The organism is Streptomyces sp. HD, from assembly GCF_028369295.1.
Classification (GTDB): Bacteria; Actinomycetota; Actinomycetes; order Streptomycetales; family Streptomycetaceae; genus Streptomyces.
Window position 1 is genome coordinate 87,415 of sequence record NZ_JAQMYP010000005.1, and the last position, 18,912, is coordinate 106,326.

The 18,912-nt window shown below is 71.1% G+C and carries 17 protein-coding genes; 12 read left to right on the plus strand and 5 right to left on the minus strand.

The window, feature by feature from the left end:
• The first annotated feature begins 20 nt into the window (after positions 1-20).
• The 3 genes from POF73_RS06690 to POF73_RS06700 all read left to right on the plus strand — a co-directional run bounded on the left by POF73_RS06690 (position 21) and on the right by POF73_RS06700 (position 2,062).
• Complete coding sequence (locus POF73_RS06690; protein ID WP_272113561.1) at positions 21-365, plus strand: GNAT family N-acetyltransferase; 345 nt, start codon at positions 21-23, stop codon at positions 363-365.
• Between the two features lie 658 nt (positions 366-1,023).
• A complete protein-coding gene (locus tag POF73_RS06695) occupies positions 1,024-1,482 on the plus strand; it encodes an SRPBCC family protein (RefSeq protein WP_272113562.1) in 459 nt (152 codons plus the stop codon).
• Positions 1,483-1,606: 124 nt separating this feature from the next.
• Positions 1,607-2,062, plus strand: a complete 456-nt coding sequence (locus POF73_RS06700; RefSeq protein WP_443049442.1) for a hypothetical protein — start codon at positions 1,607-1,609, stop codon at positions 2,060-2,062.
• 68 nt (positions 2,063-2,130) lie between these two features.
• Here POF73_RS06700 and gndA read toward each other — a convergent pair whose 3' ends face one another.
• On the minus strand, positions 2,131-3,570 hold the full coding sequence (gndA, locus tag POF73_RS06705; RefSeq protein WP_272113565.1) for an NADP-dependent phosphogluconate dehydrogenase: 1,440 nt from the start codon (positions 3,568-3,570) through the stop codon (positions 2,131-2,133).
• A gap of 349 nt (positions 3,571-3,919) precedes the next feature.
• Here gndA and POF73_RS06710 point away from each other — a divergent pair, with 349 nt between their 5' ends.
• The gene (locus POF73_RS06710) at positions 3,920-5,083 is read left to right on the plus strand and encodes a transglycosylase family protein (protein ID WP_272113566.1); all 1,164 of its coding nucleotides are present in this window, start codon (positions 3,920-3,922) and stop codon (positions 5,081-5,083) included.
• Here the strand turns inward: POF73_RS06710 and POF73_RS06715 are convergent.
• Entirely contained in the window at positions 5,073-6,218 is a 1,146-nt protein-coding gene (locus POF73_RS06715) for a DMT family transporter (RefSeq protein ID WP_272113567.1), read from the minus strand. The two genes, POF73_RS06710 and POF73_RS06715, sit on opposite strands and share 11 nt — an antisense overlap.
• Positions 6,219-6,428: 210 nt before the next feature.
• On the opposite strand from POF73_RS06715, the gene POF73_RS06720 reads away from it, so the two are divergent.
• From POF73_RS06720 to glgC, 3 genes are read left to right on the plus strand one after another with little or no spacing between them, the layout of a single operon-like run.
• Positions 6,429-7,184: a (2Fe-2S)-binding protein gene (locus tag POF73_RS06720; RefSeq protein WP_272113568.1), complete on the plus strand. Its 756-nt coding sequence runs from the start codon at positions 6,429-6,431 to the stop codon at positions 7,182-7,184.
• Between the two features lie 41 nt (positions 7,185-7,225).
• Complete coding sequence (gene glgA, locus POF73_RS06725) at positions 7,226-8,386, plus strand: glycogen synthase (protein WP_272113569.1); 1,161 nt, start codon at positions 7,226-7,228, stop codon at positions 8,384-8,386.
• 51 nt (positions 8,387-8,437) lie between these two features.
• Positions 8,438-9,658, plus strand: coding sequence for a glucose-1-phosphate adenylyltransferase (glgC, locus tag POF73_RS06730; protein WP_272113570.1), 1,221 nt, complete (start codon positions 8,438-8,440; stop codon positions 9,656-9,658).
• Between the two features lie 33 nt (positions 9,659-9,691).
• Here the strand turns inward: glgC and POF73_RS06735 are convergent, their stop codons facing one another.
• The gene (locus POF73_RS06735; RefSeq protein ID WP_272113571.1) at positions 9,692-10,363 is read right to left on the minus strand and encodes a hypothetical protein; all 672 of its coding nucleotides are present in this window, start codon (positions 10,361-10,363) and stop codon (positions 9,692-9,694) included.
• 207 nt (positions 10,364-10,570) lie between these two features.
• Between POF73_RS06735 and POF73_RS06740 the strand changes: the two genes are divergently transcribed.
• The 3 genes from POF73_RS06740 (at position 10,571) to POF73_RS06750 (ending at position 16,319) form a co-directional block, all read left to right on the plus strand.
• Positions 10,571-13,195 (plus strand): PA14 domain-containing protein, encoded by a 2,625-nt coding sequence (locus POF73_RS06740; protein ID WP_272113572.1) that lies wholly within the window; start codon positions 10,571-10,573, stop codon positions 13,193-13,195.
• Between the two features lie 145 nt (positions 13,196-13,340).
• Positions 13,341-14,678, plus strand: a complete 1,338-nt coding sequence (locus POF73_RS06745) for a wax ester/triacylglycerol synthase family O-acyltransferase (protein WP_272113573.1) — start codon at positions 13,341-13,343, stop codon at positions 14,676-14,678.
• Between the two features lie 120 nt (positions 14,679-14,798).
• Positions 14,799-16,319, plus strand: coding sequence for an SDR family NAD(P)-dependent oxidoreductase (locus tag POF73_RS06750; RefSeq protein ID WP_272113574.1), 1,521 nt, complete (start codon positions 14,799-14,801; stop codon positions 16,317-16,319).
• Between the two features lie 58 nt (positions 16,320-16,377).
• Here POF73_RS06750 and POF73_RS06755 read toward each other — a convergent pair whose 3' ends face one another.
• Both POF73_RS06755 and POF73_RS06760 read right to left on the minus strand, forming a co-directional pair.
• On the minus strand, positions 16,378-17,205 hold the full coding sequence (locus POF73_RS06755; protein ID WP_272113575.1) for an SDR family oxidoreductase: 828 nt from the start codon (positions 17,203-17,205) through the stop codon (positions 16,378-16,380).
• Between the two features lie 25 nt (positions 17,206-17,230).
• A complete protein-coding gene (locus tag POF73_RS06760; RefSeq protein WP_272113576.1) occupies positions 17,231-17,680 on the minus strand; it encodes an HD domain-containing protein in 450 nt (149 codons plus the stop codon).
• A 474-nt stretch (positions 17,681-18,154) separates the two neighbouring features.
• On the opposite strand from POF73_RS06760, the gene POF73_RS06765 reads away from it, so the two are divergent.
• Together POF73_RS06765 and POF73_RS06770 are read left to right on the plus strand one after the other, a co-directional pair.
• Positions 18,155-18,328, plus strand: coding sequence for a hypothetical protein (locus POF73_RS06765; protein WP_272113577.1), 174 nt, complete (start codon positions 18,155-18,157; stop codon positions 18,326-18,328).
• Positions 18,329-18,382: 54 nt separating this feature from the next.
• Entirely contained in the window at positions 18,383-18,865 is a 483-nt protein-coding gene (locus tag POF73_RS06770; protein ID WP_272113578.1) for a GNAT family N-acetyltransferase, read from the plus strand.
• Positions 18,866-18,912 lie beyond the last annotated feature (47 nt).

Below are 18,912 nucleotides of genomic sequence, written 5' to 3' on the forward strand. Positions count from 1 at the left end.
CGACGGACGAGGAGCCTGCCATGAGCGAGATCGAGATCCGCGACGACCGGGCGGCCGGCCGTCTGGAGGCCCTCCGGGGCGACGAAGTCACCGGCCACATCGAGTACTTCGTCCTTGAATCCCCGGCACGCGCCCTCGTCCCCGTCCACACCGTCGTCGAACCGGCCCACGAGGGGAAGGGCATCGCCGGCTCCCTGGCCCGTGAGCTGTACGGCATGGCCGCACGCGAGGGAATCGTCGTCGCGCCGCTGTGCCCGTACGTCGTGAAGTGGGCCGAGCGCCATCCCGAGGAGGCCCCGGCTGCCGACCCGGAACTTCTGGAGGCCGCGAAGGACTGGCTGCGGGCGCACCCCGATCGCTTCTGACCGGACGGCGTCGCGCCCGCGCCGACGGTGCCGCGCCCGCGCCGACGGTGCCGCCCGGCAGGCCCACTTGGCCGCCCCGGATTGACGCGGGTGAGTGACTGGTGGCGCGGCCATCGGGTACGTGGGGGAGTAGTCCAGAGCCGACGCCACGGACCGGCAGGAGGACACCATGACGAACCCGTACCCGGAACCCACCTCTCCGGGGCCGACCCCGGACCCGGAGCCCCAGCACCCCGAGCCACACCCGGTCCCACCCCCGGAACCCTCACCGGCCCCCCAGCCACCTCCTGCACCGGGCCCACCCCCGGGACCTTCACCCACGCCCGGGCCTCCGCCCACGCCGGGACCTCCCCCCACCCCCGGACCGACACCACCCCCACCCTCGCCCCCGGTCCCGCCACCGCCCGCACCCCCGGAGCCGTCCCCGTCGCCGATCCCCCCTGGCCCGGAGCCGGTGCCGAATCCTGAGCCGGGGCCGCCGCTGACCTGAGCTCCCCGGGCACGGGGGCCGACTCGGTGCCCGAGGCCACCGTTGCCGTCGAGCCGGCCGCGTCCTCGTCGTCATGCCGTTCGTCTCGCGAGCTGCCCGGCGGCCCCATAGGGTCGCGGTGCCGCTACGGCAGGACGGGCGGCGCGGCCCTTCGCATGAGGAGTGCTCATGTCAGGACAGTTCGAAGCGACGGTCGAGATCGATCGGCCCGTGGAAGCGGTGTTCGAGTACCTCGCCGACGGACGCAACGATCCGCAGTTCAGCCCCCGTGTGCTGAGGATCGAGCGGGTCCCGGACGCCCCGACCGCCGTGGGCACGGTCTTCCGCAGCTCGGTCAAGGACGCCGGGATGAAGACCGCCAGGGAGTTCCGCATCACCGGCCTCGAAGCCCCGTCGAGGATCCGGTGGGCAGAGGTGTCGAAGAACATCGTGACGGCCGCTGAAGGCGGCTACGACCTGGAGCCGCTGGCCGACGGCAGGACTCGCGTCCGTATCTTCAACGTTCTCGAAGGCCACGGCCTCGGCAAACTCCTCGTCGGCCTGGCGCTCACCGCCGCCCGCAAGGACGCCCCCGCCTTCGGCGCCCGGATCAAGAAGGCGGCCGAAGCGGCGATCGCCACACGCTGACGTTCCTCCAGCGTCGTTTCCGGCAACGCGCGTACAACCCTGAAGCCGGGTGAGTGGTCTCTACCACCGTACGAACCAATCCGACCCTTCGGCACAACTCGGTTCAACGGGGGAACACATGAGCATGACCGGCAAGCGTCGTCGCAACCGCACCACCCGCGCCGCCATCGCGTCCACGACGCTCCTGATGGCGGGCGTTCTCGGAGCCGCCGGCGCCGGAACGTCCAACGCCTCCGCCGCGGCACCGCAGACCCGGCAGATCGCCTCGTCCGTCCTCGGGAGCGACTACAAGATCACACTGACCGCACTGCGCTCGACGCAGGACGAGTACGCCGCCTCCGTCCGGCTGCAGGTCTACACGCAGAGCGGCGGCGCCTGGAAGGAGTCCGACCGGGTCACGGTGGGCGACGTCGACGGCTGGTTCTGGTACCCGCTCACGGGCCGGGGCGCCGTCTGCGAGTTCAACACGGCGAGCACGGAGCCCGCGCCCCTCACGGTGAGCCTGCTGATCACACCGTCCATCGGCTGCTCCGAGCCCACGCACTACGTGGTGAAGGGCGGCAGGGTGTTCGCAGGCTGACCAAGGAGGTCACGGCACGGCATGGGGCCGTCACCCTCCGCGGGTGACGGCCCCTTTTCCGGCAGTCCTCAGCCGGAGACCTCCGACCGGTCCCCGCCCCACAGCGTGTGGAACGACCCGTCACGGTCGGTCCGCCGGTAGGTGTGGGCGCCGAAGAAGTCCCGCTGACCCTGGGTGAGCGCGGCCGGCAGGCGCTCGGCGCGCAGCGCGTCGTAGTACGCGAGGGCAGCCGCGAAGCCCGGCGTGGGCACGCCCTGCCGCGTGGCCGCGATCAGCACCTCACGCCAGTCGTCCTGCGCGGCCGCGATCTCCTGCGCGAACGTCTCGTCCGACAGCAGGCTCGGCAGGTCGGCCCGCGCGTCGTACGCGGCCCGGATGCGGTCCAGGAACGCCGCGCGGATGATGCAGCCGCCGCGCCAGATGGCCGAGACGGCGCCCAGGTCGATGTCCCAGTCGTACTCGGCGCGCGCCGCGTCGATCTCGTGGAAGCCCTGCGTGTACGACACGATCTTCGACGCGTACAGCGCCTGCTCGACCCGGTCGGCGAACGCGGCGGCCTCGGACTCGCCGAGCGGCGTCGCCTTCGGACCGGCCAGCCCGCGGGACGCCTCCCGCAGCGCCGCGTGCCCGGACAGGGAACGGGCGAACACCGCCTCCGCGATACCGGACACCGGCACGCCCAGGTCAAGGGCGATCTGCACCGTCCAGCGCCCCGTGCCCTTCTGCTCGGCCTGGTCGACCACCACGTCCACGAACGGCTTGCCCGTCGCCGTGTCCACGTGCGACAGCACCTCGGCGGTGATCTCGATCAGGTAGGAGTCCAGCCGGCCCCGGTTCCAGGTCCGGAAGATCTCCGCGATCTGCGCCGGCTCGTACCCGGCGACATCGCGCAGCAGCTGGTACGCCTCGCCGATGAGCTGCATGTCGGCGTACTCGATGCCGTTGTGCACCATCTTCACGAAGTGCCCGGCACCGTCCGGACCGACGTGCGTCACACAGGGCGCCCCGTCCGCCGCCTTCGCCGAGATCTTCTCCAGCATGGGACCGAGAGAGTCGTACGACTCCTTCGGGCCGCCCGGCATGATGCTCGGCCCGTGCAGCGCGCCCTCCTCGCCGCCGGAGACGCCCATGCCGACGAAGTGGATGCCCTGCTCACGCAGGTCCCGCTCTCGCCGCCGGGTGTCGGCGAAGTGCGCGTTGCCGCCGTCGATGATCATGTCGCCGGGCTCAAGCAGCGGCGCGAACTCCTGGATCACCGCGTCGGTCGGCTCACCGGCCTTCACCATGATCACCAGGCGCCGCGGCCGCTCCAGCGCCGCCACGAACTCCTTGGCGGTCTCGGCCGCGATGAACTCGCCCTCGTTCCCGAACTCCTCCACCAGCGCCCGCGTACGCGCCGGTGTCCGGTTGTGCACCGCGACGGTGTACCCGTTGCGGGCGAAGTTGCGGGCGAGATTGCGGCCCATGACCGCGAGACCCGTGACGCCGATCTGCGCCGAAGTGCTCATGCGTTGGCTCCTAGTGACCTCGATATATCAGCGGTGCCGGTCATGCCCGCCAGTATTGCCCCACCGTCCATCCTGACGTGCCGGTTCTCCGAGTGCACATCCGGGTGGCGCGATGTCGCAGGCAGATACGGACGCAGGCCCCCGCCGCACTCAGCCGCCCCGCCCCGCCGCACTCCGCCGCCCCGCCCCCGCCGCACTCCGCCGGGCCGGACGCCGGGCAACGTACGCCGATTCCTCGCCACTTGGTGTGACCGGGCGGCTGAATTACTGTCTTGTCATGGCCTGTTCGCCGCGCTTACTTTTGCCCCTCCTGACGCATGTCTGACGCATGTCTATGGGGGGCTCCTTCATGGCCGCACGCGGCCGGCACCGCCGGTACCAGCCGAACAGGATCAACCGCGCCTCGCTCACCGTCACCGCGGGCGGCGCCGGGATGGCGCTCCCCCTCATCGGCACCGGCGCCGCGCAGGCGGCCGACGTGGACACCTGGAACAAGGTCGCGGCGTGCGAGTCGACCAGCAGGTGGCACGTCAACACCGGCAACGGCTACTACGGCGGGCTGCAGTTCGCCCAGTCGACATGGGAGGCGTACGGCGGTGCGCGGTACGCGGCCCGGGCGGATCTGGCCACCAAGGACCAGCAGATAGCCGTTGCGGAGAAGGTGCTGGACGGACAGGGGCCGGGCGCCTGGCCGGTGTGCTCGGCGCGGGCCGGGCTGACCCGGGGCGGCGACACCCCCGACATCCGTCCCGCCGGCACCACCACGAAGGCCGCGAAGACCTCCGTCCAGGACGTCCAGCCGCAGACCACGCCCCAGTCACGGGCGGGCAAGGCCGAGATGTACACCGTCGTCCACGGCGACACCCTGTCCGGGATCGCCGAGGAACAGAAGGTCAGGGGCGGCTGGCGGGGCCTGTACGCCGCGAACCGGAAGGCCATCGGGCCGGACCCCGACCTGATCCTGCCGGGGCAGCGGCTCGCGCTGCGCGGCAAGGCCCCCACGACGTCCCCGGGGACCGGTCAGGCGGCGACCACCCCCAAGACCTCACCCGGGAAGACCTCTTCGGCGCGGGAGAGCACCGACCGGGACGAGCAGGCCACGACCGGCCGCTCGCTCGTGTCCCCGGTGAGCTCGCCCACGGGCACCCCCTACCGCAAGGCCGGTTCGTCCTGGTCGAAGGGCTACCACACCGGCGTCGACTTCCCGGTTCCAACCGGTACGTCCGTCAAGTCCGTCGGAGCGGGGCAGGTGGTCAGCGCGGGATGGGGCGGCTCCTTCGGCTACCAGGTGGTGATCCGGCATTCCGACGGCCGCTACACCCAGTACGCCCATCTTTCGGCCATCTCCGTGAAGGCCGGCCAGTCGGTGGGCGCCGGGCAGCGCATCGGCCGCTCCGGATCCACCGGCAACAGCACGGGCCCGCATCTGCACTTCGAGGTGCGGACGGGGCCCGGTTTCGGCGCGGACATCGACCCGGTCGCCTATCTCCGGGCCGGCGGCGTCAGGATTTGACCCGCATCCGATGCCGGTCGATGACGGGCAGAGGGACGTACGGGCCGCCGTAGAAGGGGCCGTAGAGATTCGGGGACCCGCCCCCGTCGGGGCGCGACGGCTCCCCGTCGTCGTACGCGCTCTCCACGATCTGGGCCGGTATGCGGATGCCGTCGATCCGGTCCGGCACCAGGAGCTCCTCGCGCGGCATCGCAGCCGTCTGCCCGGGAAGGCCGGGGAGCAGTTCCTCGGCGCCCACCGGAGCCATGTCCGCCTCGGGCAGGGCCGCCACCGGCTCGGTCCGGGCCGCCCCGGTCTCCGCCTCGGTGCGGGCGATGCGCTCCGTCGTCAGCAGGATCAGGCCGCCCGCCGCCACGACACCGCAGCCCAGCGCGAGCACGGTGCCGGTCGTGCCGTAGCGGAAGGTTTCGCCGAACATCGTTATGCCGACCGCCGCCGCCACGACCGGGTTCACGACCGTCAGCGTGGCCAGCGGTGCGGCGAGGCCCGCGCCCCGGTAGGCGGCCTGGGACAGCAGCAGACCGGCCGTGGCGAAGACGCCGATGGTGGTCAGGGACGGCAGGTCGGCGACCGACACCCCGCCGTTCCAGTCGACGGCGACGATCTTCGTGAACACCGACGACATGCCGAAGGCTATGCCGGAGCCCGTCGCGAGCAGCATGCTGCGCACCGCGGGGTGCCGGTGGGCCGCCCGGCCCGCGATCATCAGCGTCACGACCATGCCGCCGGTCACCAGCGCCACGCCCGCCCGCTCCGCCGTGCCCAGTGACTGCGACTCGGAGGTGCCGACCAGGGACAGCAGCCCGGCGAGACCCACGGTCGCCATGATCGCGCCCCGCCAGGCCGTCGACCCTGCCCTGCGGCCCACGAACAGCGCCGCCATCGGCAGCGCGAACACGATCGTCAGGGCGCCGAGCGGCTGCACCAGGCTCAGCGGGCCGAAGGCCAGCGCCACGACGTGCAGCAGACCGCCCAGTCCGTTCAGCGCGACCGCCGCCCACCAGCCCGGCCGGCGCATCGGCGCGAACTGCTGACCCGGGGAGGACACCGCGACACGCTCCTGCACGATCGCCCCGCCCGCGTACGCGACGGCGGAGATGAGCGACAGGAGCACGGACAACGCGAGGGCACTCATGAGCTGCTCCTCTGCGTGAGGCGGGGGCGGTGCGCCCGGCGCGGCGAACGGTCGGCTCTCATAATCAACACGATGCCTCGAAAAGCTCTTCCCGTCGTCGTACCAGAGCATCGACCGTGTCGTACTGCCGATGGAGTACGAGGGGGGCCGCCTCATCCTCTGGAGGGGGGACCCTGGGTGGAGCCCCCCAGGTGAGAACCCCGACAAGCCTTGGTACTACTGCTCTTCGTGGACCTCGACCCCGATCTCGCCGCCCTCCGGCCGCTCGGCGGCTTCTTCGTACTACGCACACCAGGGACAACACTCCGGCCCCTGCCGACCCTGGCGGAGACGTACGGACGACAGCCGTCGGACGCGCACGGAAATTCTCTGACCTTCCGTGTCCAGAAGGTCGCGAACGCCCTGCGCGCCCCCGAGCCGCGGATCGCCGCCTCGGTGGCCCAGCTGGGGCTCGCGGCCCGCCTGTGGTCGGTGGCCCTCGGCTGTGCCGCCCTCTATGGCAGCATCCCCGACCTGGACCCCGGGGTGCTGCGCTGGGACCCCGACGGCAGCGCCCCCGACGACCTGTGGCTCACCCAGGTCCGCCCGCTGCCCGCGGACCCGGCGACCATCGCGGACGTGGTCCTGCACGGCCACCTCGAACCGCTGACCGCAGCCCTGAACACCCGCTACCGTGTCGCCGCCGGCCTGCTGTGGGGCAACGCCGGATCCGCCCTCGCGGGCGCGGCCCGCCAGCTCGACCAGTGGGCGCTCGCGGACGGCCGTACGGAAACCGCCGCACGCGCCCGCGCCCTCACCGCGGAGCTCTTCACCCACCCGCTGCTCGCCGGCACCGGCACGTTCACCGGAACCGCCTTCCGGCGCCGCAGTTGCTGCCTCTACTACCGGGTACCGGGCGGCGGAGTATGCGGTGACTGTTGCTTCACACGAGCGCCGCGCTCTTCCCCACGCGCTCCATCTGGGTGACCATGAAAGGGCAACCAGCCGCTGAGGACAGGGGGTTCCGGGTGCGAGTGGGACTGCTGACCCGGGAGTACCCGCCGGACGTGTACGGCGGCGCCGGCGTCCATGTCGAGTTCCTCGCCCGGGAGTTGAGGGATCTCGTCGACCTGGAGGTGCACTGCTGGGGCGAGGGCCGCGCGGTGGGCGTCGTACGCCACCGCCCCTGGCCCGCGCTCGACACCGGCAACGACGCGCTGCGCACCTTCTCCGTGGACCTCGCCATGGCCGCCGGGCTCGAAGGCACCGAACTCGTCCACTCCCACACCTGGTACGCCAACCTCGCCGGCCACCTCGGCAAGCTGCTGTACGGCATCCCGCACGTGATGACGGCCCACTCCCTGGAGCCGCTGCGCCCCTGGAAGGCCGAGCAACTCGGCGGCGGATACGCCCTGTCCAGCTGGGCCGAGCGCACCGCGATCGAGGCCGCCGACGCGGTGATCGCCGTGTCCGGCGCGATGCGCGAGGACATCCTCGGCTGCTACCCGGCGCTCGACCCGGCCCGGGTCCACATCGTGCACAACGGCATCGACACCGCCCTCTACCGGCCCGATCGCCGTACCGAGGTCCTCACCCGGTTCGGCCTCGACACCGGCCGCCCGTACGTGCTCTTCGTCGGCCGCATCACCCGCCAGAAGGGCGTGCCCCATCTGCTGCGGGCGATACGGCACATCGACCCGGCCGCGCAGGTCGTGCTCTGCGCGGGTGCGCCCGACACCCCCGAGATCGACCAGGAGTTCCGCGACCTCTACCAGGAGCTGAGCCGGGTCCGCGAGGGCGTGCACTGGATCCCGCAGATGCTGCCGCGCCCCGAGGTGATCCAACTCCTCACGCACGCCGCCGTGTTCGTCTGCCCTTCGGTGTACGAGCCCCTCGGCATCGTCAACCTGGAGGCGATGGCCTGCGGAACTCCCGTGGTGGCCTCGCAGGTCGGCGGTATCCCCGAGGTCGTCGAGGACGGCAAGACGGGCCTGCTCGTCCCGCTGGACGACGACGCGGAGGCCTTCGAGGCGGGCCTCGCGCAGGCGCTGGACTCGGTGATCGGCGACCCGGAGACGGCCCGGCGGATGGGCGAGGCCGGACGGGAACGTGCGGTGGGGGAGTTCGGCTGGGACGCGGTGGCCCGGCGGACGGTCCGGCTCTACGGGGAGATCCTCAAACAGGCTTAGCGCGCGCTGCACAGGGGCAGGCTGGGACCAACCAGGGTGAGGGGAGCGGCCATGCGTCGTGGCGGACCTTCGGTGCTCGGAATCGTACTGGCGGGCGGAGAAGGCAAACGCCTGATGCCCCTGACCGCGGACCGCGCGAAACCGGCGGTCACCTTCGGAGGAACGTATCGCCTGGTCGACTTCGTCCTCTCCAACCTCGTCAACGCCGACATCCTGCGCATCTGCGTCCTCACGCAGTACAAGTCGCACTCCCTGGACCGGCACATCACCACGACCTGGCGGATGTCCAGCCTGCTCGGCAACTACGTCACCCCGGTCCCGGCCCAGCAGCGGCTCGGCCCGCGCTGGTACCTGGGCAGCGCGGACGCGATCCTGCAGTCCCTGAACCTGGTCTACGACGAACGCCCCGAGTACGTCGCGGTGTTCGGCGCCGACCACGTGTACCGCATGGACCCGCGCCAGATGCTCGCCCAGCACCTCGAGGGCGGCGCGGGCGTCACGGTGGCCGGCATCCGCGTACCGCGGGGCGAGTCGTCGTCGTTCGGCGTGATCAGCCCCGGCTCGGACGGGCAGACGGTGGACCGCTTCCTGGAGAAGCCCGCCGACCCGCCCGGACTCCCGGACGACCCGGAGACCGTCTTCGCCTCGATGGGCAACTACATCTTCACCACCAAGGCACTCATCGAGGCGCTCCAGCGCGACGCCGAGGAAGACAACTCCGTGCACGACATGGGCGGTTCGATCCTGCCCCAGCTCACCGACCGCGGCGAGGCCCAGCTCTACGACTTCAGCGCCAACCACGTCCCCGGCGAGACCAACCGCGACCGCGGCTACTGGCGGGACGTCGGCACCCTGGACGCGTACTACGACGCCCACATGGACCTGATCGCCGAGCGCCCCGCCTTCAACCTCTACAACCGCAGCTGGCCCATCTACACCCACTCCAACCAGCTGTCCCCGGCCCGCTTCAACTCGGGCGGCATCGCCGGCGAGTCCATCATCAGCGCCGGCTGTCTGATCCGCGGCCAGGTCACCCGCTCCGTGCTCTCGCCGGGCGTGGTGGTCGACCCGGGGGCCGTGGTGCAGGGGTCGGTGCTGCACGACAACGTGCACATCGGGCGGGGCGCGGTGGTCCGCGGAGCCGTGCTCGACAAGAACGTGGACGTGCCCCCGGGTGCGACGATCGGCGTCAACCCGGAGCGGGACTCTGACCTGTACACCGTGTCCAAGGGTGGCGTGATCGCGCTGGGGAAGGGGCAGCGGGTGTCGTAGGCCGCCCGGCCCCCCTGTCGGCAGGCCGCCCGGTCAGCTGCTGCGGGTGAAGACCTCGCCCCGGGTGGCGCCGGTGGTGCAGAGCTTCTTCTCGTCGGCCGTCATCTTGCGGGACTTGACCACGACCGCGCTGTGCTTGCCGTCCGTGCCGTTCGGGGCGGGGCCGGTGATCACGTCGGGCACGAACCAGTAGTAGTGGCCCCACTTGGGGTCGTCGTAGTGGGTCTGCCAGGTGCCGGATATCCGCTGCATCACCTGGGCGCGGGAGATCCAGCCCACCTCGCCCGGCTGGACGTTCACGGTGAAGGAGCTCGTCTCCGTGTGGGAGCTCTGCCATGTGTAGTTGTACGTCGCGGTCACACTGGCGGTGATGATCCCTTCGATCCCGCCACCGACGGTCACCGATCCGCCCACCGAGTGGGAGGAGCCCACGGTGTCGGCCCATGACATGGACTGGGAGGCGGGCGAGGCGGTGCAGTTGAAGAGCAGCTCCGAGACCTGACGGGGCTCACCGAGGTAAGCCTTGCCGAGCTCGGGGGAGTTGAAGCTGCACTTGCCTTCGCCGGAAGCGCAGTCGGCCACGATCTGCTCTGCGGTGGGCTGGTCGTCGGCCACGGCGGGCACGGCCACCGCGACCATCCCGAACGCCGTCGCCGCCAGAACCAGGGTGCGGCCGCCGTACCGCAGTGCGCGGTTCCTTGTCATGGGTGTTGCCTCTCGTGGTGGGGGGTGCTCATGAGGCTCACGTATGGGACGGCCGAGCTACACCAAGAAATCGCAAAGTTGCACTTGATTCCTGAATTGATGAACCGTCAAATGTCATTCCAGCGGCGCCAGTTGGCCCTGGACGGGCGAAGGAATCCGTGCTGTTATGCCAACTACTGTCCATGACAACGTTGTTATGGAGGCTCTGTGCGCACAAAACGCCTCAGAAACAGACTCGTGCTCCTCCTTGCCGGTGTCCTCGGCCTCGCGGGCCTGACCGCGACCCCCGCCCCGGCCGCAGCGGACGACCCCGTTCAGATCCACGGATTGAAGGGCGAGTACTACACCCAGTCAGCCCCCGGCGCCTTCGACTTCCACGAGCTCAAGGCGACCGCCTTCGACCCCCGCCTCGACTTCGACGACCTGGAGCCGCGTCTGGCCTTCGCCGCGGGCCGTTCGGACGACGTCAGTGTCCGCTGGACCGGAAGGATCGTGCCGGAGAAGACCGGCCCGCACACCTTCTCGGTCATCGGCGACAACGGCTTCCGCCTCTGGATCGATGGAAGGCTCGCCATCGACCACTGGGTCGACGACTGGGACCGCGAGCAGACCGCCGCGCCCGTCGAGTTGACCGCCGGCACCGCCCATGACATCAAGGTCGAGTACTTCGAGCACTACGGCGGCTCCAACCTCCACCTGCGCTGGACCGAGCCCGGCGGCACCAAGGAGCCCGTCCCGCAGTCCGCGTTCCGCCTCCCGGACGGCTTCGACTACGACGGCGCCATCGCGGCCACGGTCCTCGCGGACGGCCGTACGCTCAAGCTCGACTTCGCCCGTGACCTCGCCGCGCCCCCGGCCGATGTCACCGATCACCTGGACGCGGTGGTCGGCGGCGCCAAGTGGCCGCTCGGGTCGGCCGAGCCGGACCCGGCCGACCCCAAGGCCCTCCTCGTCGCGCTCAAGGAGCCCGTGGTCGGCAACAGGACCGGGACGGCACGCGGCACGGCCGACATCCGCTACGACGGTGCGGGCGGCCTGACCACCACCGATGGCAACGTTGTCAAGGCCTTCTGGAGCAGCGGCCCCAACCGGTCGACCCACGAGCTGCGCACCAGGTGGGCCGACGAGGTGGGCCCGGGCAACGCCCACCCCGAGTACCCGCGCCCGCAGCTGACCCGGGACACCTGGCGCAACCTCAACGGGCGCTGGCAGTTCGCGGCCGCCGAGGTGGGGGAGCGGCCCCCGGTCGGCAAGACCCTGCCCGAGCGGATCCTCGTCCCGTACCCGGTCGAGTCCCAGCTCTCCGGCCTCCAGCGCCATGAGGACCGGATGTGGTACCGCCGCACCTTCACGGTCCCGGCAGAGTGGCGCATCGGCTCCGGCAAGCGCCTCGGGCTCAACTTCGGCGCCGTCGACTGGCGGACCGAGGTGTACGTCAACGGCACCAAGGTCACCGAGCACACGGGCGGTTACGACAGGTTCGGCGCCGACATCACCGACGCGCTGAAGCCCGGCCACACCCAGGAGCTGATCGTCGGCGTGTACGACCCGACCGACGCGGCGAACGGCGAGAACCCGCCCCTCGGCAAGCAGCGCCTGGACCCGAGCGGCATCTGGTACACCCCGTCCTCCGGCATCTGGCAGACGGTGTGGATGGAGCCGGTCGCCCCCGACCACGTGGACGGGCTCAAGCTCACCCCCGACGTCGACGCGGGCACGCTCACCGTCGAGCCGCAGGGCGTGCGCGACGGCGTACCCGTCACGGCGACGGCGTACGACGGACGGCGCAAGGTCGCCACCGTGACCGGCCGCACCGGCCGGCCACTGGCCCTGACCATCCGTGATCCGCACCTGTGGTCGCCCGACGATCCCTTCCTGTACGACCTGAGGGTCACCGTCGGCGCCGACCGCGTCGGCAGCTACTTCGGCATGCGCTCCATCGCCGTCGAGAAGATCGACGGGGTGCCGCGCACCGTCCTCAACGGTGCGCCGATCTTCATGATGGCCACCCTCGACCAGGGCTTCTGGCCCGACGGCCTGCACACCGCACCGACCGACGAGGCCCTCGCGTACGACCTGCGGGCGCACAAGGAACTCGGCTTCAACGCCGTGCGCAAGCACATCAAGGTCGAGCCGGACCGCTGGTTCTACTGGGCGGACCGGCTGGGCCTGCTGGTGTGGCAGGACATGCCCGCGATGACCGCCGGGGTGAATCCGGGCGCCCAGGCCCGCGCCCAGTACGAGCACGAGATGAAGCAGATGATCGACGAGCACATCAGCAGTCCGTCGGTGATCATGTGGGTTACGTTCAACGAGGGCTGGGGGCAGTACGACATCGGTCGTATCGCCGATCAGGCGAAGGCATGGGATCCGAGTCGGCTGGTCAACAACCAGTCCGGGCTGAACCTCGGCGCCGACGGCGGCGCCGGCGACATCATGGACGAGCACGGCTATCCGAGCCCCGCCCTGCCACCCCGCCCCGACGGCGAACGGGCACTGGTCAGCGGCGAGTACGGCGGCCTCGGCCTCGCGGTGCCCGGCCACGCCTGGTCGGTGCAGCAGTCGTACGTCGACGTCGACCCGGCGACCTACACCGACGGCTATCTGGCCAGGCTCGACGAGGTGCGTGCCCTGGTCTGCCGGGGCAGCAACGGCGCCGTGTACACGCAGATCGCGGACGTCGAGGGGGAGCTGAACGGCTTCCTGACCTACGACCGGGCCGTACTGAAACCGGACACGGCACGGCTCCAAGCCGCGCACGAGGCGTTGATCCGTGACGCCTCCCGGGTGACTCCCACGGGATGCCCGGCGCCGCAACCTGTGGTGAAGTGACCTCATATGCACCATGAGTCCCGTCCCTCTCGCGAGGGGCGGGACTTAATCTGCTGTTAACTGTGCGTAGCTTGATCGTACTTGACCGTAATCGAACAAGGGCGATTGACTGCTGCTCCACCCGTCGTCGACGCGAGGCAAGCCATTGACGTCTGACCTGCTCGCACCACTCGACCTGGCGTTCTGGAACATCGAGTCCGCCGAACACCCCATGCACCTGGGCGCGCTCGGGGTGTTCACGGCGCACTCGCCCACCGCGGGCGCCCACGCCGCCGACCTGCTCGCCGCGCGAGCCGCAGCCGTTCCGGGACTGCGGATGCGCATCCGCGACGCGTGGCAGCCGAGCGCCCTGCTGCAGCCGTTCTCGTTCGGCGGAGCGGCCCGCGAGCCCGCCCCCGACTTCGATCCCCTCGACCACGTCCGGCTGCACGCCCCCACCGCCGACTTCCAGGCGTTGGCGGGCCGGCTCATGGAGCGCCCGCTGGAGCGCGGCCGGCCCCCGTGGGAGGCGCATGTGCTGCCGGGCGAGGACGGGGTGTCGTTCGCGGTGCTGTTCAAGTTCCACCACGCCCTGGCCGACGGACTGCGCGCGCTTACGCTCGCCGCCGCCGTCCTGGACCCCATGGACATGCCCGCCCGCAAACCCCGCCCCGAGGCGCCCGCGCGCAGCCTGCTGCCCGATGTGCGCAGGCTGCCGGGACTGGTGCGCGGCGCCCTGTCCGACGTGGGCCGGGCCCTGGACATCGGCGCCTCCGTCGCCGTGTCGACCCTCGGGGTGCGCTCGTCGTCCGCGCTGACCGCCGAGCCGAGCGGCACCCGCCGTACCGCCGGAGTCGTCGTCGACATCGACGATGTGCACGTGATCCGCAAGGCCGTCGGCGGCACCGTCAACGACGTCCTCATCGCGGTCGTCGCCGGCGCCCTGCGCCGCTGGCTGGACGAGCGCGGCGACGGCAGCGAGGGCGTCGCGCCGCGCGCCCTGATCCCCGTCTCCAAGCGCCGTCCGCGCACCGCGCACCCACAGGGCAACCGGCTCTCCGGCTACTTGATACGGCTCCCGGTGGACGACCCCGACCCGCTGCGCCGCCTCGGCACGGTCCGTGCCGCCATGGACCGGAACAAGGACGCCGGCCCCAACCGGGGCGCGGGCGCCGTCGCCCTGCTCGCCGACCACGTCCCGGCGCTCGGGCACCGGCTCGGCGGACCGCTGGTCTGCGGGGCCGCCCGGCTCTGGTTCGACATCCTCGTGACCAGCGTCCCGCTGCCCGGCATCGCCCTGAAGCTCGGCGGCCACCCCGTCACCGAGGTCTACCCCTTCGCCCCGCTGGCCCGCGGCCAGTCCCTGGCGATCGCGATCTCGACGTACCGGGGGCGCGTCCACTACGGGCTCGTCGCCGACGCCGAGGCCGTACCGGACCTCGATGTGCTCGCCAAGGCCGTGTCCGAGGAGGTGTCGGAGCTGATCACCGCCTGCGCCCCCTGATCGCCGCCCCGGGGCCCGCTTCGCCGGTTTTTGGAGGAGTGGCCCGGCGCTCCGTACAATTCCCCGTTCGAAAGCGAGCGCGACCGGAGCGCCGCGGGTGATCAGGGAACGGCAGCGGCGATGACGGTGACAGAGGACGGCGCGACGGCGACCACGGCGGACGCCGTGCACGAGCCCGGTGACGAGATCGTGTACGGCCCCGGCATCGACCCCGAGCGGCTCGCGGTGTGCCTGAGCGTCCTGGACGAGCTCGACAAGCTGGAGGTCGACCACCCCGACGCCATCGCCGTGCGCCGGGCCACCGCCGGCATCTACCGCACCGTCAAGCAGCGCCGCCGCCAGGAGCGCCGGGCCGCCAAGACCGCCCACGACAAGGCGGTCACGGAGGCCACCGCGACCGGCTCCGCCCAGCGCATCGACGACGAGACCGAGGGCATCCTCCCGTCGTCGGCCACGGAGGAAGGCAGGATCGCGGGGATACTCCAGCGCCCCCGCTCCTGCTACACCTGCAAGACCCGGTTCGTCGAGGTCGACTACTTCTACCACCAGCTGTGTCCCGACTGCGCCCGCCTGAACCGCGGCAAGCGCGACGCCCGCGCCGACCTCACCGGCAAGCGCGCCCTGCTCACCGGCGGCCGCGCCAAGATCGGCATGTACATCGCGCTGAGGCTGCTGCGCGACGGCGCGCACACGACGATCACCACGCGCTTCCCCAAGGACGCCATCCGCCGCTTCAAGGCCATGGACGACTCCGCGGACTGGATGCACCGCCTGGAGGTCGTCGGCATCGACCTGCGCGACCCGGCCCAGGCCGTGGCCCTCGCCGAGCAGGTCGCCGAGGCGGGCCCGCTCGACATCCTCATCAACAACGCGACGCAGACCGTACGCCGCCTGCCGTCCGCCTACGCCGCCCTGGTCGAGGGCGAGAGCGCCCCGTTGCCCGCCGGTGAGCTCCCCGCCCACCACGTCATCGGCGCCTTCAACTCCGGCGCGGTCGACGGCCTCGCCGCGCTGCCGCTGGGCACCAGCGGCCTCGACGCCCAGAAGGTCGCCGACCTCGCCCTGGTCGCGGGCAACGCCAGCGTCGCCCGGCACCTCGACGGCACCGCCATCGACGCGGGCGGGCTCGTGCCGGACGTCGTCGAGTCCAACACCTGGGTGCAGACCATCGACCAGATCTCCCCGGTGGAGCTCCTGGAGACCCAGCTCTGCAACTACACCTCGCCGTTCATCCTGATCAGCGCGCTGCGCCCGGCCATGGCCGACGCCGCGAAGAAGGCGGCGAGCGGGCGGGCGTACGTCGTGAACGTCTCCGCGATGGAGGGCGTCTTCGGCCGCGGCTACAAGGGCGCGGGCCATCCGAACACCAACGCCGCCAAGGCCGCAATGAACATGGTCACGCGCACCAGCGCGCAGGAGATGTTCCAGACCGACGGCATCCTGATGACGTCGGTCGACACCGGCTGGATCACGGACGAGCGTCCGCACTTCGACAAGCTCCGCCTCGCCGAGGAGGGGTTCCATGCGCCGCTTGATCTGGTGGACGGGGCGGCGCGGGTGTACGACCCGGTCGTGCGAGGTGAGGCCGGGGAGGACGTGTACGGGGTCTTTCTGAAGGACTACGCGCCGGGTAAGTGGTAGGCGGGTCGGTGGTGCGTCCGCGGGTTCGTCGTGGCTGGTCGCGCAGTTCCCCGCGCCCCTAGGGCGTTGCGGTACCGCGCGATCGTAGACGCTCGTGGATTGCGTATCCCGTGGCCGTCCCTGCCGCCCGCACCCGCGTCCCCCCGTCCACCAGCAGATCCGCCCCCGTCACCCACTCCGCCGCGTCCGACGCCAGCCACACCACGGCCCGGGCCACGTCCTCCGGCTCCCCGATCCGCCCGAGCGGCATCCCCGCGGCCAGCTCGTCCTCGCCCGGCTCCCACACGAACCGTGCCATCTCGGTGCGGACCAGACCGGGGGAGACCGAGTTGACCCGGACCCTCGGGGCCAGTTCGCCCGCGAGCTGCTGGGTCAGATGGAGGAGGGCCGCCTTGCTGGTGCCGTAGGCCCCGACGTGGGGGCCCACGTGCGCGGCGCCCTCCGTGCAGACGTTGACGACCGTGCCGCCGTGCTCGCGCATCCAGGCCCGCCAGGCGCACTGCACAAGCCGTAGCGGGGCCTCGACATTCGTGGTGAAGGCATCGCGCCAGGCCGTCGGATCGACGTCCATGAGGGGGCCGTACGGCTGGTTGGTCGCCGCGTTGTTCACGATCACGTCGACCCGGCCGAACTCGCGCAAGGTGAGGTCCACCACCGCCCGCAGATGATCAGGGTCGGCCACGCTCCCGGCCACCCCCACGCCACCCAGCTCGGCGGCCGTCCGCCGCACCTCCTCCGCGTCCCGCGCGGTCACGCACACCCGTACCCCGGCCGCGGCCAGTTGCCGGGCGACGGCGTGGCCGATGCCGCGGGTGGCGCCGGTGACGACGGCGCACCTGCCCTTGAGTCCGGCGTCCCTGCCCTGAAGACCGTACGGCGACGTCATCGCCGTACGGTCTCATGACGGGTCGTCAGTTGACAGCCCCGAGGGGCGAGTTCCTGGACGCCACCAGCTCCAGTACCGCCCGCCAGTCCTCCAGGACCCCCGCGTCGAACTCGGCGCTGCGGCCCTCCTCGTCGGCCTGGTGCAGGCGGAGCAGGTCGTCGTCGGCGGATTCCGGGGCCCGGTGGTGGTGCCGGACGAGGCGGGAGACCCGTTCGCCGAGGAGGGGGCGCACCGCGTCCGCCGCGCGGTCGGGGTGGCGGCTCGCCTCGCCGGGGTGCAGCAGCGGGCCGATGGCATGAACGAGCCCCGCGACCTGGAGTTCCTTGTCGGCGGGGCGGGCTCGGCGCAGCAGTGCGGCTGTCTGCAGCGCGTGTTGGTGCAGATCGACTCGGGTGCTCGCGAGACCCGGGGCGTCCCGGGTGCCGCGGCAGGCGTACAGCAGATCCATCAGCTCTTCGACACTGCGCAGCTCCATGCGTCAGTCCTCCCGCCGGACAAGCCGTTGCGGTCCGCCAGCAGATCATGGCCTCCTTGCGAATCGGCCAACGGGACTTGAACTGCGCGGCGTACGCAGGCCGCGTGTCGGACAGGGAGATGATGTTGAGCCGAACGAGTGACTGGCAAACCTCGCATTCCGTTACAAACGCGTGAACAACGGGTTGGTCGAGTGCCGTTTGATTCCGGATAGTTACAGGTTGTTTCCAGCCCCATCGAGCGGGGGGCTGCTCATTTGGTTAATCTGTAGCGGACGGACAGCAAAACCGGGTCCCAACCCACACCCATGGTCCGTCCCGGGACAAGCCGGTGCACAACGGCCTGCTTGCACACCAGTTACCGGCGCCACCGCGTCCGAGCCGACTTTGAGTAAGACCCGAGCGGGCGTCAGGTACCGGACCGCAGACTGGGCCGGCCCCGCCCCGAGGGTGATCCGACACAGAAGGAGTGCGCGGTGACACCTGAGAAGACGAATCGCGAACAGCGCCCCAAGGAAGGCACGGAGCGCTCGGGGCGCCGGTCCAAGGAGATCGGCAGTCTCGATGTGTGGGCCAGGTCCGCCCCCATCCGCCTGGCGGGCTACGAGGACGACCTCGCCGAGCCCCACATCCTGCCCAGCGTCGACTGACGGGGCGGAACCCTTCGCGATCGCCGACCGCATGGGCGTGCGAGACTCACGCCCATGCTGATCAGAGAAGCCGCGGCCGGTGACTGGCCGCGGATTTGGTCTTTCTGGCACCGGATCGTCGCCGCCGGCGAGACCTATGCATGGGACCCGGACACCTCCGAGAGTGACGCCCGGGCGCTGTGGATGAACCCGGCCAAGTGCGTCTACGTCGTCGAGGGCGACGCCGGCGCCCTGGTCGCCTCCGCCTACCTCACCCCCAACTACGGCGGCCCCGCCGCCGGTATCGCCAACGCCGGCTTCATGGTCGACCCCGACTGCGGCGGTCGTGGCGTCGGGCGCGCCCTCGCCGACCACGTTCTGGCCGAGGCCAAGGCCCACGGATACCGGGGCATGGTCTTCAACGCCGTCGTGGAGACCAATCCGGCCGTACGGCTGTGGACCTCCCTCGGCTTCACCGTCCTCGGCACGGTCCCGGAGGCGTTCGACCACCCCCGGCACGGGCGGGTGGGGCTGCACATCATGTATCGGGCACTTTAGCCTGCTGGCTGAAACTCAATATCGTTTGCCTAAAGCCTTTAGGCGTG